We start from the raw sequence: 14,108 nt of genomic DNA, 5'->3' as shown, positions 1-14,108 counted from the left end.
CCGTCCGATCGTCCCGCTTTTCGGTCCGTTTCGGCCCGTGACAAGCGCATTTTGAGGGAATAAGCCTGTAGGCCACAAAGCCCTAAATATATGCCGGAGGCCGCCCCACCATGATCCCCAACGCGTACCGGATGTTCAACTTCGATCTCGGCGAGACCGCGGATGCGATTCGCGAGACCGTCCATGCCTTTTCGAGCAACGAGATCGCGCCGCGCGCCGCGGAAATCGACAAGAGCAACCAGTTTCCGCGCGACCTCTGGCCGAAGATCGGCGCGCTCGGCCTGCACGGCATCACCGTGGAAGAGGAATATGGCGGGAGCGGCCTCGGCTATCTCGAGCACTGCATCGCGGTCGAGGAAATGTCGCGGGCGTCCGCCGCGGTCGGGCTGTCCTACGGCGCCCATTCCAACCTCTGCGTCAACCAGATCCGCCGCAACGGCAACGAGGCGCAGAAGCGCAAATACCTGCCGAAGCTGATTTCCGGCGAACATGTCGGCTCATTGGCGATGTCGGAGCCCGGCGCCGGCTCCGACGTGGTGTCGATGAAGACGCGCGCCGACAAAAAGGGCGATCGCTACGTCCTGAACGGCAACAAGATGTGGATCACCAACGGCCCGGTGGCCGACACGCTGGTGGTCTATGCCAAGACCGATCCGGAAGCCGGGCCGCGCGGCATGACCGCCTTCATCATCGAAAAGGGCATGAAGGGATTTTCCACCGCGCAGAAGCTCGACAAGCTCGGCATGCGCGGCTCCGACACCTGCGAACTGGTGTTCGAGGATTGCGAAGTGCCGGAAGAGAACGTGCTCGATGAGGTCGGCCGCGGCGTCAACGTGCTGATGTCCGGTCTCGACTACGAGCGCGCGGTGCTCGCCGCGGGGCCGATCGGCATCATGCAGGCCTGCATGGACGTCGTGCTGCCCTACGTCCACGAGCGCAAGCAGTTCGGCCAGCCGATCGGCACCTTCCAGCTGGTGCAGGGCAAGCTCGCCGACATGTACACCACTATGAACGCCTCGCGCGCCTATGTGTACGCGGTGGCGAAGGCGTGCGACCGCGGCGAGACCACGCGCGAGGACGCGGCCGGCGCGATCCTCTACGCCGCCGAGAAGGCGACGCAATGCGCGCTCGACGCCATCCAGCTGCTGGGCGGTAACGGCTACATCAACGATTATCCGACCGGCCGCCTGTTGCGCGACGCCAAGCTGTATGAAATCGGCGCCGGCACCAGCGAGATCCGGCGCATGCTGATCGGGCGCGAGCTGTTCGACAAGTCGGCATAAGGCTGCGCCGGGCGGCTGCCGGTCCCGACAAAATCATCGGGGCCGTTTCCGCCGCGTAGATGGCGATCCTATTGCGGCACGCGCTCCATGCCTTTCGCTTCAAAGACCGCTGTGGCCTCTGGAGCGACCAGGTATCGGATCAGTTCTTTGGCACCATCGACTTCTTTCGCAGTGGCGCCGACACCCGCCGAAAAGACCGTATAGCTCTGGAGCTCAGCCGGCAGGCGTCCAGCCACGGCCACACCGGGCACGCCGACGATGTTTGGGATCGTAATCACCGTGAGATCTGCATCGCCGCTCGCGATCGGTTCCATAACGCGCCCACCCGGCGCCGCCTTCAATTTAAGCCTTACTTCGCTTCCTATCCCAAGCCGGTCTGCCAGGTTGAGAAAGAACGTGCTGCTGGCGCTATCGGGTGAGTAGGAGATCGAGTTCGCGCTGAGCAATGTGCGCTTGAGCGCGTCGACCGAGCCAACATCCGGGGTCGTAGCCCCCGCTCTCACCGCAACCCCTACGCCGGATCGGGAAATGTCCGTTCGGCCGACGACCTTGCCCTGTTTGATCAGATCATCGATCGCGACCGGCAAGAGAATGGTCACGTCGAACAGTTCGCCTGCTTCAATTTGCCGTTTCAGCACCGCCACGGCGTCGAACTTCGTCACGAGCTTGTGGCCTGTGGCGCGTTCGAATTTTGGGCCGAGTTCGTCGAGCGTGGTCTTCAACGTCGGTGTGCTGAGCACCCTGATCTCGGCAGCGCTCGCCTGTGTAACGAGCAAGGCTGACGCGGTCACTACAACCAAAGCAAGTGAACCTGGCTTCATGTTGACATCGCCCCCCATACGCTGACCTGAACAGCGAGCACGAAGGTAACGGAGGCGTCAAGAGACGCGTTGGGAAAAGGAAGCCCGCCGATCGGGCGGGCGAAGTTTCGGGAGGAAACGCCCAATCAAGGGACGCCAACGCAGACTCTGTGATTCGGTCGCCGCTGCCAAGATCGTAGAACTACCGCCGTGTCCGGAAGCGGACATAGCACAGGCTGGGATCACCAGGCTTGGAACGGCGTCAGCGCGCCGCGCCCTTGCGCGATCTCGCCGCTGCGACCGGCGCCGGCGGCGTGCGGGATGGCGTCAAATCCCACACCGCCTGCATCGCGGAAAAGGCGTGCGCGATCATGTCTTCATGACGCCGCGACGCGAGACAGGCAAAGGAGAGGTCGCAGGTCAGCGCCACCTTGTCGGCAATGACGAACTCCCGCTTGCGCGTGACGCGATCCAAAAGGCCGTCGCGGGCAAGGCCGAGACAGATGCCGGATTCGACGAAGTCGATCACCGCCTCTTCCTGGTCGGTGAACGCCACGCGCTTCGGCAGCGCGCCCAGCGGACGGAAGATATCGTCCGTGAGCCGCCGGTGCGCCGAATGGAGCGGTGTTGCGAGCCATGGCAGATCGGCGAGGTCGGCCCAGTCCTTGCCCAGAACCTGGTCGCTCCATGCCAGAGGCGCGATCACGCGGTAGTCGTAGCTCGTCAATGGCGCGAGCTGGAATTTTCCGTCGCCGATGGTGCGCTCGGAAAACGGCGGGGGCGCCGGAGGCGGCGCGTCGATATAGTATCCGACGTCGAGCTCGCCCTTGCCGATCTGCGTCAGCACGTCGTCGCTCATGCCATGGCGCAGGAAGACTTCGGTCTTCTGCCGCGAGGCAGTGAGGCTGCGCACGAACGGTCCGAGCCGGATGAACTCGGGCTCGAGGATGGTGCCGACGCGCAATGTTCCCCGTAGCTGCTCGCGCAGCGAGGCCGCCGTCGTCCTGAAATCCGATGAAGCCGACACCGCCTTGTGCGCCAGCGGAAGCAAGGCGACGCCGGCTTCGGTGAGGGTAAAGCCGCCGGGCGTCCGGTTGAAGAGTTGCAGGCCGATGCTTTCTTCCAGGCCCTTGAGCTGCAGGCTGACGGCAGGCTGGGTCAGGTTGAGCAAGGTCGCTGCGCGTGAAACCGAACCTTCACGGGCTATCGTGATGAAGCAGCGCAGGGCCTGGGTTCGTGGCAGTTCGTTCATGTGAAATGCTCATATACAAATAATACTCTTAAAGGTCACAACATTTTGTGAATGAAACCCTGCGTTGTTATCGGCCGTGGCCGATCAGCGGGGTGTCACTCCGGCAGATTGTTGACCGTGCGCACCCAATTGCGCACGTCGGCGAGCACGCCGGGCAGCACGTCCTTGACGTCCTGCACGGTCATGCCGGCCTTGATCCTGGGATCGTAGAGCAGGTTCAGGATGTACTGGTCGTAGACGTCGAAATAGCCCATCGAAACATTGTCGTTGAACATGGTCCAGGGCACCGTCGAGGTATCGTTGATCGGTCCCAGCGACTGCAGCAACTCCTCATAGCCGCAATCGAAGAAGACGAAGTCGCCATTGTCGACGGTGAGGATCACGTCGGAATGTTCGATCTCGAATTTCTCGTTCTTGCGAAAACCCGACAGGCATTGCGGATCGAGCGACGAGCGGATCTCGCGGGCCCGTTCGCTGCCGTAGAAGGTCGCGATGGTGCGATTGAGGTCGCGGTCGCGCACCAGCTTGACCAGCACGTTGGCGTCGTCGTTGCTCGCGGCCATGGCGATGTCGAGGTGCTGAACCTTGGCGGCGATATCGGCGACGATCTTGGCGAGCTGGGCCTTGCGGTCGGGACGGTTGCCGTCGGCGAACACCCGCACCGGCATGTCGTATTTGCGGATGCGGTCGACGCGGCCGGCGAGATGGTATTCGGCGCCGAACGCGGTCTTGAGAAAGCCTTCGACGATCTCGCCGTCGGTGAAGATCTTCTTCTCGGTGCGCTGACGCTGGGCGATGGCGGGAATATCGGCCGCGGCGGCGGGCTGCGGCAAGATGTCGCCAAGCGCGATCGCGGTCAGAGCGGCCGCGAGGGTTGCCAGATAGCGGGATCGGCGGGGCGTGCGCATGACGGCGACGCTGCCGCAATCGGAGGAGGCGTGCAAGGCATGATCAGAAGGCATGATCCGACAGTTGCGCGCAGGAGCGGTGCCGGGGTTCCGGCGTTTCGGTCGGCTCAGTTCTTGACGATGACGGTGGTGCCGACGGAGACCCGGCTATAGAGGTCGGTGACGTCGTCGTTGGTCATGCGGAAGCATCCCGACGATACCGCCTGTCCGATCGTCTCGGGCTCGTTGGAGCCATGGATGCGATACAGCGTCGATCCGAGATACATCGCGCGGGCGCCGAGCGGATTGTCGATGCCGCCGGCCATGTGACGCGGCAGGTCGGGCCGCCGCGCCAGCATCTGCGACGGCGGGGTCCAGCTCGGCCATTCCTTCTTCGCGGTAATGCGGTGGGTGCCGCTCCAGCGGAAGCCGTCGCGGCCGACGCCGATGCCGTAACGCAGCGCCTGGCCGTTGGCGAGCACGAGATAGAGCCGCCGTTCCGACGTGCTGATTAAAATGGTGCCGGGCGCGTAGTTGCCGGTAAAGTTCACGGTCGTGCGCGGGATCGGGCTTGATCCGCCGCCGCCGCCGCTGAAGAAATTGGGGCCGCCGCCCATGATGTCGCGCAGGTCGAAGCCCTGGGCTTGCGCCTGGCCGGCCGCAGCCAGCATCGTCACCGCCGCAACCAGCAAAGCCAGAACCCGGGTCATTTTTTTTCTCGCGAAAATATCAAATCGGTAACTCGAGACAGGCCATAATTACCATGCTTTCGCAAGCAACGAGGCCGTGAGCGCGGCATTTTCGGACACCGCGGTTAAAAAAGGCAACACGCCGCAGGCGATAGCTGCATTGTGCCCTAAACCTTTGACGAAACGCGCGAACAATGATTGATCTTCGCGACCCTTACAGAACAATGCGAATGGGAGCGAGACCATGAACGGTGCGGAAAGTCTGGTGCGGACATTGGTCGCAGGGGGCGTCGACGTCTGCTTCGCCAACCCCGGCACCTCGGAGATGCACTTCGTCGCCGCGCTGGACCGGGTCGACGGCATGCGCTGCGTGCTCGGCCTGTTCGAGGGCGTCGTGACCGGCGCCGCCGACGGCTATTACCGCATGAAGGGCTCGCCGGCTTCGACGCTGCTGCATCTCGGGCCCGGCCTCGCCAACGGCCTTGCCAACCTGCACAACGCCAAGAAGGCCAATTCCGGCATCGTCAACATCGTCGGCCAGCACGCCACCTACCATATCGGTTTCAACGCGCCGCTGACCTCGGATATCGAGGGACTGGCGCGACCGATGTCGGCCTGGGTACGGACCTCGCCGGACGCGAAATCGGTTGCTACCGACGGTGCGGCTGCGATCGCCGCGGCAAAGAGCGCGCCGGCGCAGATCGCCACCCTGATCCTGCCCGCCGACACCGCCTGGAACGAGGCCGACGGCATCGCCCAGGTCCCGGCGGAAAGCCAGCGCGCGAATTATTCCTCTGCAGCCATCGACAACGCCGCCAAGGTGCTGCGCAGCGGTGGCGGCCAAACGCTGCTGCTGATGACCGGCAGCGCCTTGACCGAACAGGGGTTGGCGCTGGCGGCGCAGATCGCCGGCAAGACCGGCTGCAAGGTGATGGGCCAGACCTACAATCCGCGCATGGCGCGCGGCAAGGGCCGGTTTGCGATCGACCGCATTCCGTATGTGATCGAGCAGGCGCTGCCGATCCTGAAGGACTTCAAGAACATCATCCTGGTCGAGGCCAACGATCCCGTCGCGTTCTTCGCCTATCCGAACAAGCCGAGCATGCTGAAGCCCGATGGCTGCGAGGTGCACCGCATGACGTCCGGCGCCGAGAACTCGGTCGCGGCACTGGAAGCGCTGGCGTCCGCGCTCGGCGCCAAGCCGCAGGACCGCCAGCCGCAGAAGCTGGTCGAGATTGCCACGCCGACGGGTGCGCTGACGCACGCCTCGATCGCGCAGGCGATCGCGATGGCGATCCCGGAAAACGCCATTGTAGTGGACGAATCCATCACCACCGGCCGCGGCTTCTTTCCGCCGACGGCGGCGGCGGCCCCGCACGACTGGCTGCAGAACATGGGCGGCTCGATCGGCTTCTCGACCCCGGTCGCGACCGGCGCCGCGGTGGCCTGCCCGGACCGCAAGGTGATCTGCATGGTCGGCGACGGCAGCGCGATGTACACGCTGCAATCGCTGTGGACCCAGGCGCGCGAAGGCCTCAACGTCGTCACGATTGTATTCGCTAATAAGATCTACCAGATTCTGCGTGGCGAATTCGACGGCGTCGGTGCCGGCGAGCCGGGACAGCGTGCGCTCGACATGCTCAAGATCAACCGTCCCGACCTCGACTTCGTCGCGCTCGCCAAGGGCATGGGCGTGCCGGGCCGCTCGGTCGCCAATGTCGACGATTTCAACAAGGCACTGGCGGAAGCCATCGCCGAGCCGGGCCCGTGGCTGATCGAAGTGCAGATGTGAGGGGCGGGCGTCCCGCTCGCGCAGTGGAGGCGTCATGCAGACCGAACTCAACAAGGTCGTCACGGCACTCCATGAATTCTACGCGCGCGAGACGTTTCTGCTCGAAAAGGATCTCGGCGAGCACACGCTGACACACCGGGTGGCGGTGCATGTCGAAAAGGAGTTCCCGGGCTGGGAGGTCGACTGCGGCTACGACCGGCTCGGCGACCGCACGCTGCGGCTGCCGCACGGCACCATCATCTCGACCGACGATCACCTCGGAAAATCGGTTTATCCCGACATCGTCGTGCACCAGCGCGCGATCCCCAACAATCTTCTCGCGATCGAGGTCCGCAAGTCAGGCAATCACCAGCCGGTCGAGCACGACCAGCACAAGCTGCGGGCGCTGACCGACCCGCATCTGTGGTTTGCCTACTGGATCGGCGTATTTGTGACGCTCGGCAAGAAGCAGGTCGCGATGTCGGAAGTCTATACCAGCGGCGTCAAGGACGAGGCCTTGTCGAACTGGTTTGCCGGACGGCTGAAGGAGGCGGGTTTGAGCGCGGAGTGAGGGCCTCCAGCGTGCCTCAGTCCGCCGCATCTTGCCGCCGATTGGACAAATTGTCGGCAAACTGCGGCCAAAGCCGCCGTCAAACATCTCCTGGCATCGTTGAGTGCGTAAGGGGATATCATGACCTACAGGATCGTCGCAGAACGCGGAAACGAGACCGTCAGGATGGACAGGGCGAGTTCACTGATGGCGCTTGCCAAGGCGCGGGTGTGGGCCAGCGAAGGCTGGCAGGTCACCATCATCGTCCGCGACCATGAGCATCTCGCGCCCGCCGAGAGCACCCGTCTCCTGCAGGCCTGCGCATGAACCAGCGACGATCGCGCACTCGGCTTCACGCTTACCGCGGAAGCCGAGCGACAAGCGTCAGGTCTTGAGATGCATGCGCTTGCCGCCTGACATCGATAGCCCGAGACGGCGGCCGATCAGCAGGCCCGCGACCACCAGCAGGCACCATACCGGCAGGAAAAACAGCGTCAGGATGCCGGCGTCTTCCGGCTCGGTCCGCAGCAGCCATTTGACGACGCCGATCGGCGCCAGCAATCCGACCGCGCCGCCGGCGAGGCTGGTGATTGTCACGGCGAGTTTCGGATAGCGCATCGGCCGCTATTTCCGCATCAGGATGCGCGCTTCCCGATAGAGGTGGGAAAAGCAGATCACCAGTGCACTGACCAGCACGAAGATGGCGAACCGGTCGTAGTCGTCGGCGGTCAGCGGATTGAACTCGAAGTGTGGCGGCATGAACGCCCACCACACCACCGGAATGGTGAGGATGGCCGCAAAGGTGCCGGCCGGCGCGCCGCCGACGAGGCTCACCACCAGGATCGCAGGAATGAAGCCGGCGAAGTAAGGCGTGATGCCGAAGGTCGCCACGATCTCCTGCATGGTGGCCGCAAACACCACCGCCGCGATCGCGGCCGCGAAGGTCGCGATCGACCATGGCTGCAACCTGCGCAGGTAATTAGTCCGATGGCGCATCAAATTCCCCCCAAAATCGGATGCTGAAAGCCGGGAGGCTAGCGGAGGAAGGGCACAAATAAAAGCCCCGGAGCGGCCAGGCGGAGCGGGAAGTTTTCGGAATTTTGTGAGGCGGGCGGTGTTGGGCCGACCGGATCCGGGAGGCAAGCAAATGTCCGAGGTGCGTAACGGAACGATCGTTCCACTATGTTCTCAGCTTGCGGTGCTTTGAGAAAGAAACGTCTGAATCCTGGTTGCGAGGATGATCGGCGTTTCCTGCATCGGGTAGTGTCCGCAATTGCCGATCTTCTCGATCTCGGCGTGCGGATAGAGGCCCGGATAGACAGCCTTCACCATGGCTTCACTGACGCCGTTGTCGTGCTCGCCATAGAGCACCAGCATCGGTGCTGTGACCTTGTTTGCCATCGCCGAGTAGTCGTCTCTGATGAACGACTGCATATAATTTTTGAACGCTGCGGGCGTAGCGGTCTCCCGTGCGCGTCGGAGCATCAGCTGCAGCCAGATTGCCGAGACGCGATTGCCGAGCGAATCGCCCATGATGGCCAGTGCGGCAGCGTCGCGTTCGCATGCCGACGCGAAGAAGCCGAATACCTCGTCGTCAAAAGGCAAGGCCGAGGCTGGCACCGGCGTCACGGCGACCACGGATCTTATCCGCGCCGGGGCGTCCATCGCGATCTTCTGAACCGCCTTGCCGCCCATGGAATGGCCGACCACGTGAAATTCCTGCCAGCCAAGCTGGTCGGCGAGCGCGATAGCATCCGCGGCGACCTCGCTGATGGAGAATGCGCCGGCGATGTCGCGCGAATGGCCATAACCGCGGATATCCATAAAGGCGTAGGTGTAAAGGTCGCGGTCGAGCGCATCGAACATCGGGGTAAATACCCGGTGATCCCAAAACCACCCATGGATGACCAGGACTTTCGTCGGGCCGTTACCGATCGTCGTATGCCAAACCATTCCAGCCCACTCCCGTGGTGATTGTTCGATCCCGCGCTCAGGACTTATCGGCGGCCGCGAAAACCTCGCGGCAGGCCGCGACGCCGTTGATGGCGGCCGCGACGCCGGCAAAAGGCGCGAGCTGCATCATGATTTCGACCAGTTCGTCCCGCGTCACGCCACATCGAAGGGCTCCGCCAATATGCGTTCGGAGCTGCGGCGCCGCCGTCCCAAGCGTCGCTAGTGCTGCGACGGTCACGATCTGTCTCGTGCGCAAATCAAGTGTCGGGCTTTGGTAGACTTCGCCATAGATCGTCTCGAGCACGTAGGTCGCGAGTTGCGGCGCAACATCGCCGAGTGATCGCTCGACCTGTTCCGGCGTCTGACCGAGAACCTCGCCGATTTTTTGTGCACCGCGCGATCGGCGGGAGGAGTCTGAACGCATAGTGATTTCCCTTCGTCCGCGGCCGAGCTACAGTGAACCCGATCGGCAATAAAAAATAGAATGATGATCGATCTGTATGGCCGTTGTTTGTGGCCGTCAAGAAAACGACAAGCGAATGCTTGGCGCGTAAGGAGTTGGCGCGTAAGGGGGGAGTGATGTTTAGCGATCTACTCAAGACCGCGGGACTGTGCCTGGCCATGACAGTGGCTGTTGTGGCCGGTGGCGACGCCGCGGCGGAAAACTATCCGACACAACCCATCAAGATTGTCGTCGGCTTTGGACCGGGCTCCGCGGCCGACATCCTCACGCGCCTCGTCAGCAAGCGGATGGAGACCAAGCTCGGCCAGCCCGTCATCATCGAAAATCGGGCAGGAAACAGCAGCATGATCGGCGCCGAGGCCGTCGCGCGAGCGCCGGCCGATGGATATGCGCTGTTCACGGCGACGATCGCCAACACGCTCAACCCGGCGCAAACAAAATCCAGTTTCGACCTTGGCAAGATGCTCGCGCCGATTGCCCTTCTCGGCGTCGTGCCCAATGTGCTCGTGGCGCATCCCTCGGTGCCGGCTTCAAACCTGAGCGAGCTGATCGCGCTGGCGAAGAGCAGACCGGAAACGCTCACTTTCGGCTCGTCGGGCGCGGGGACGGCCAGCCATATGGCCGCGGAGTTGTTCAACCAAAAGGCCGGCACCAGCGTCGTGATCGTGCCCTACCAGGGCGGAAGCAATCAGGCCGTCAGCGATCTGCTCGCCGGGCGCATCACGCTGATGTTCAATGTGGCGGCAACGCTTGCGCCGCATGTCGAGGCCGGAAAGCTGAAAGCCTTCGCCGTCGCCCAACCGAGGCGCGCGACCATCATGCCGAACGTACCAACCCTTGCCGAAGCGGGAATGAGTGAATACGACGCGGGAGTCTGGATCGGTCTTCTTGCCCCGGCCGGAACGCCATCGGCCATCATCGATCGGCTTTCAATCGCGGCAAATGAGGCGTTGAAGGACGAGGAAGTCCAGAGAGCTCTGAAGTTGCAAGGTACCGATCCGGTTGGCAGCACGCCGAAAGAGTTTGCCGATTTCATTCGTGCCGATGTCGAGAAATGGAAGGCGGCTTTTGCAGCGGTCGATGCCAGGAAGTAGTCGGAGCAGGCTTCAGCGACGTTGGATCTGCTGCGGCAGTGCTGCAAGGATGACGAGTCGGGGAATGAATATGGTTTTGGCGGCATAGGTTCGTCCGCCGGCCACGTGCTTAGCTTAGCATCGTCATAGGTGTGCTGAACATAAGTAGCCACTAACAAGTTCAGGGCCGTTGAATTGCTCAACGGATGGTTGTTAGGCCGTTCGATGTCGGCTAGAGCTTAGGTTTTCGATTTGACGGTGAGCCCGCCATGCCGCCTGTACGCTTAGACCAAAACATAATTCTTCGAATTCTGATTTTCGAACTGCAACGGTTTCTTGGGTCGGACGCTTCAGTCAACCCATCCACAAACCTCAGGGCTGGAATTCTCGATGGACAGCGTTGGCGTCAGTTTGCTGTCCTGGTTAATCAAGGCCTTCGAATGGAGGGATTGAAAATTGCTTTAACGCCAAAAGATGTTGAGGCATCCAAGTCGCTGCAAGATTTGAATAAGATTTTGGTACTCAAACTACAATCCCAAGACGAACTAAGAGTACCAATACAAGCGTCCGAACCGAAGCCTTCTTATCGGGAAGATGTGGAGGCACGAAAAGAGCTCGACGTCATCCACGCCTACAAAGTCTGGTATGGCACCAATCGCGCGCCCAATGACCAAAGGGACCTATCCAAGGGATTTACTTCCGAACAGGTAGATGCTGTCCAATACGGCTTCTGCGAAGTGAACATTCCGAAGTCTCACAAATTGGGTTCTCTCGGCTCATCGCTTATTCGCCGCTGGTTTACGGGGATTGATGACCGCCTGACCATTGTCAGAAACCAAGAAGTTTTGGACGAAGAGTTTTGGAAGCGTATTGCCTCACAGCTTGAGACAATTGACGTGAGCGAGAGAGACGCCGTCGTCTTCATCCACGGTTACAATGTCAGCTTTCAGGATGCGGCCCTTCGAGCAGCCCAGATTGGATATGACCTAGGCATCAAAGGGGCGATGGCGTTCTTTAGTTGGCCTTCGAAAGGAAACGTTGAGGGTTATCCGGCCGATGAGGCCACCATCGAAGCCAGTGAACCCGCAATAACCAAATTCCTAGCCGACTTCGCCGAAAAGTCTGGAGCCGCCAGGGTTCATATCATCGCGCACAGCATGGGCAACCGTGGCGTTCTGCGAGCCGTGAACAATATAGCATCATCAGCGCAGGCGCGAACGTCAGTGCCGTTCGACCAAATCATTCTCGCCGCTGCTGACGTTGATGCCAGAACATTCAAAAACCTATGCGCGGCGTATTCCAAGATTGCTCGGCGGACAACGATGTACGTTTCATCGAGAGACCGCGCCGTGGAAGCTGCGGAATGGCTGCATTCGTACCCGCGCGCGGGTCTGTTGCCACCAGTCATGTTGGTTGCCGGCATTGAAACCGTTAACGTGACGAATGCTGATTTGACCACGTTGGGTCACGGGTACGTCGCAAGCGCCCGGGAAGTCCTTCAAGATATCTTCTACGTCCTACGGGATCGGTCGGCAAAAGACCGCTTCCTTAAAGAGACAAAGGACGACCAAGGGCAACTGTATTGGATGATAGGGGCTTAGCGCCCTCCATTGCCTCCATCCTCGTTGAACGGCGGCCCGACTACCTGAAGGATGCCGCCAAAGCGCTTGAGAAGCTGGTGCGCGCCACCTCAGCGCCTTTGCCGATAAGTCGGAAGTACGCGGCTATCAGGAATAGGAAGGAGATTCAGAGGTATTGATGGTGGACGCACAAGGGATCGAACCTTGGACCTCTCCCGTGTGAAGGGAACGCTCTCCCGCTGAGCTATGCGTCCGGGAATTTGGCCCGAAATGAGGGCCGTCAGAGCCCGCGATTTACGTTTTGCGGGCCCATGGTGTCAAGCGAACAGTCGCCCTGGCCTAGCGTTTTCGAGCGAGGTGGGTACCGGCTCGCGTGAAGAAAACGCGTCAAAACAAAAGGGCCGCGGAATTACGCCCCCTGCTGGCGGGCGCGGGAGGCGTGGGATTGCAGCGCCCGGATGCGTTCGGCCAGTGTCCCGCCGCCTTCGGAAGGACCCACGGGGACGGCAGCCCTGTTTCCGGCGATGTCGTTGGCGGGCTTGGCCGGGGTCTTGGGGGCCGCCGGTTCCGCGGCCAGCATGGCCTCGATCGCCGAATTCGGCCCCTCGAGCTGCATCGCGAGCTTGGCGACCTCGGCGGCGATGTCGTTGATGCGCTCGCGCAGCAGCGCATTTTCCATGCGCTCGGTGGCCCAGGAGCTTTCGGCCTGCTGCTGGATCGCGTTGATGTCGCGCTGCAGCTTGGCGCGTTCGTCGCGCGCGACACGGAGCTGCTCCTCGACGGCGGCCTTCTCAGAGCGCAGTTTCTCGATCGCCGCCGAACTGGCGCCGCTCGACGACGCCGTCGCGACCTCGTTGCGAAGGTCCATCATGATGCGCTCGGCGGCCGCGTTGGTCTGCTTGAGCTGGTTGTTTTCGTATTCGCGTTCGGCCAGGAGCTTGCCCTGGGTGGCGAGGCGGCCTTCCAGATCGGCGACGCGGTTGCCGAGCATCTCGGCTTCCTTGACCTGGACGATCAGTTGCCGGTCCAGATCAGTGACGCGCTGGCTCAGGTTTTCGACGCGCCCGCGCGCATCGGTCAGTTCGCGCGTCACATTTTCGGATTCGGTTCGTTCCTGCGCGAGCCGGGCTTGCGTCGTCGAAAATTCCTTTTCGGCATCGCCGACGCGGCCCTTGAGTTCCTCGATCTGCGTGCGCACCGCGACCAGTTCGACCTGGCGGCTATCCGCCATCATCGAACGGTCGGACAATTCATGGTTGATCTTGGCGAGTTCGGCCTGCTTGTCGGTCAGCGCCGCTTCGGCGCCGCGCAGCATTTCGGTCTTGGCCGCGAATTCCTCTTCGGTGGCGCGCAACTGCTCCTTGACCGCCTTCTCGCGCGCTTCGAGCGAGAAGATGGTGGCGTTCTTTTCGCCGAGCTCGATCTTCATGCGATTGATCGCATCGGATTTCTTGCCGAGTTCGGCGAGCTGGCTGGTGGTCTTGTTGCGGAGCTGATCGACGCTCATCTCGAGCCGCCGCGCCGACATCGCGAATTCCGCGCGCAACTGGTCCTTGTCGGCCTGGATCTCGGCCATCGACAGCGGGGTCGCCGCTTCGAGCCGCCGGGTCGTCAGCCGCACCGCGCGGTTATGCACCAGCGGCACGATCATCAGGCCAAACAGCATCGAGACCAGAAAACCGATCGCCAGATACATGATCGGTTCGATCATGGATGGTTACTCCACAGCAAAAAGGAATTGTTAATCACAATGCCATGGCGGACCGGCCCAAGGCCAGCCCAATGGCGCGTTAACCTGAATCCGCCG

General features: G+C 61.9%; 15 protein-coding genes and 1 tRNA gene. 6 read left to right on the top strand and 10 right to left on the bottom strand.

Annotated features, from left to right (window positions below; genetic code table 11):
- Window positions 1-110: 110 nt before the first annotated feature.
- Entirely contained in the window at window positions 111-1,283 is a 1,173-nt protein-coding gene (locus FFI89_RS28605; protein WP_138830866.1) for an isovaleryl-CoA dehydrogenase, read from the top strand.
- Between the two features lie 68 nt (window positions 1,284-1,351).
- On the opposite strand, the gene FFI89_RS28600 is transcribed toward FFI89_RS28605, so the two are convergent.
- The 4 genes from FFI89_RS28600 to FFI89_RS28585 form a co-directional block, all read right to left on the bottom strand.
- Window positions 1,352-2,104, bottom strand: coding sequence for a substrate-binding domain-containing protein (locus tag FFI89_RS28600; protein ID WP_168213083.1), 753 nt, complete (start codon window positions 2,102-2,104; stop codon window positions 1,352-1,354).
- Between the two features lie 241 nt (window positions 2,105-2,345).
- Entirely contained in the window at window positions 2,346-3,335 is a 990-nt protein-coding gene (locus tag FFI89_RS28595; RefSeq protein WP_138830864.1) for a LysR family transcriptional regulator, read from the bottom strand.
- 95 nt (window positions 3,336-3,430) lie between these two features.
- Window positions 3,431-4,243, bottom strand: a complete 813-nt coding sequence (locus FFI89_RS28590) for a DUF2927 domain-containing protein (protein WP_138830863.1) — start codon at window positions 4,241-4,243, stop codon at window positions 3,431-3,433.
- Window positions 4,244-4,350: 107 nt separating this feature from the next.
- The gene (locus FFI89_RS28585) at window positions 4,351-4,932 is read right to left on the bottom strand and encodes a L,D-transpeptidase (protein WP_138830862.1); all 582 of its coding nucleotides are present in this window, start codon (window positions 4,930-4,932) and stop codon (window positions 4,351-4,353) included.
- A gap of 223 nt (window positions 4,933-5,155) precedes the next feature.
- On the opposite strand from FFI89_RS28585, the gene FFI89_RS28580 reads away from it, so the two are divergent.
- From FFI89_RS28580 to FFI89_RS28570, 3 genes are all read left to right on the top strand, one after another.
- Window positions 5,156-6,703 carry an acetolactate synthase large subunit gene (locus FFI89_RS28580; RefSeq protein WP_138830861.1) on the top strand — a complete coding sequence of 516 codons (1,548 nt, stop codon included), beginning with the start codon at window positions 5,156-5,158 and terminating at the stop codon, window positions 6,701-6,703.
- A gap of 34 nt (window positions 6,704-6,737) precedes the next feature.
- Window positions 6,738-7,253: a hypothetical protein gene (locus FFI89_RS28575; protein ID WP_138830860.1), complete on the top strand. Its 516-nt coding sequence runs from the start codon at window positions 6,738-6,740 to the stop codon at window positions 7,251-7,253.
- Between the two features lie 120 nt (window positions 7,254-7,373).
- Complete coding sequence (locus FFI89_RS28570; protein WP_138830859.1) at window positions 7,374-7,559, top strand: hypothetical protein; 186 nt, start codon at window positions 7,374-7,376, stop codon at window positions 7,557-7,559.
- Window positions 7,560-7,616: 57 nt separating this feature from the next.
- On the opposite strand, the gene FFI89_RS28565 is transcribed toward FFI89_RS28570, so the two are convergent.
- The 4 genes from FFI89_RS28565 to FFI89_RS28550 form a co-directional block, all read right to left on the bottom strand.
- Window positions 7,617-7,850, bottom strand: a complete 234-nt coding sequence (locus FFI89_RS28565; RefSeq protein ID WP_138830858.1) for a hypothetical protein — start codon at window positions 7,848-7,850, stop codon at window positions 7,617-7,619.
- Between the two features lie 6 nt (window positions 7,851-7,856).
- A complete protein-coding gene (locus FFI89_RS28560; RefSeq protein WP_138830857.1) occupies window positions 7,857-8,228 on the bottom strand; it encodes a DUF4118 domain-containing protein in 372 nt (123 codons plus the stop codon).
- A 192-nt stretch (window positions 8,229-8,420) separates the two neighbouring features.
- Window positions 8,421-9,098: an alpha/beta fold hydrolase gene (locus FFI89_RS28555; RefSeq protein WP_246669284.1), complete on the bottom strand. Its 678-nt coding sequence runs from the start codon at window positions 9,096-9,098 to the stop codon at window positions 8,421-8,423.
- A gap of 124 nt (window positions 9,099-9,222) precedes the next feature.
- Complete coding sequence (locus tag FFI89_RS28550; RefSeq protein WP_138830855.1) at window positions 9,223-9,609, bottom strand: carboxymuconolactone decarboxylase family protein; 387 nt, start codon at window positions 9,607-9,609, stop codon at window positions 9,223-9,225.
- A gap of 89 nt (window positions 9,610-9,698) precedes the next feature.
- Here FFI89_RS28550 and FFI89_RS28545 point away from each other — a divergent pair, with 89 nt between their 5' ends.
- Window positions 9,699-10,742 (top strand): tripartite tricarboxylate transporter substrate binding protein, encoded by a 1,044-nt coding sequence (locus tag FFI89_RS28545; RefSeq protein WP_138830854.1) that lies wholly within the window; start codon window positions 9,699-9,701, stop codon window positions 10,740-10,742.
- A gap of 248 nt (window positions 10,743-10,990) precedes the next feature.
- The gene (locus tag FFI89_RS28540; RefSeq protein WP_138830853.1) at window positions 10,991-12,322 is read left to right on the top strand and encodes an alpha/beta hydrolase; all 1,332 of its coding nucleotides are present in this window, start codon (window positions 10,991-10,993) and stop codon (window positions 12,320-12,322) included.
- A gap of 158 nt (window positions 12,323-12,480) precedes the next feature.
- On the opposite strand, the gene FFI89_RS28535 is transcribed toward FFI89_RS28540, so the two are convergent.
- Window positions 12,481-12,555, bottom strand: a tRNA-Val gene (locus tag FFI89_RS28535).
- A 155-nt stretch (window positions 12,556-12,710) separates the two neighbouring features.
- The gene (locus tag FFI89_RS28530; RefSeq protein ID WP_138830852.1) at window positions 12,711-14,012 is read right to left on the bottom strand and encodes a hypothetical protein; all 1,302 of its coding nucleotides are present in this window, start codon (window positions 14,010-14,012) and stop codon (window positions 12,711-12,713) included.
- Window positions 14,013-14,108 lie beyond the last annotated feature (96 nt).

Origin of the sequence: Bradyrhizobium sp. KBS0727, from assembly GCF_005937885.2 — a bacterium.
Classification (GTDB): Bacteria; Pseudomonadota; Alphaproteobacteria; order Rhizobiales; family Xanthobacteraceae; genus Bradyrhizobium.
Note: the sequence above shows the minus strand (reverse complement) of the source record. Positions and strands in the feature narration are given on the sequence as shown.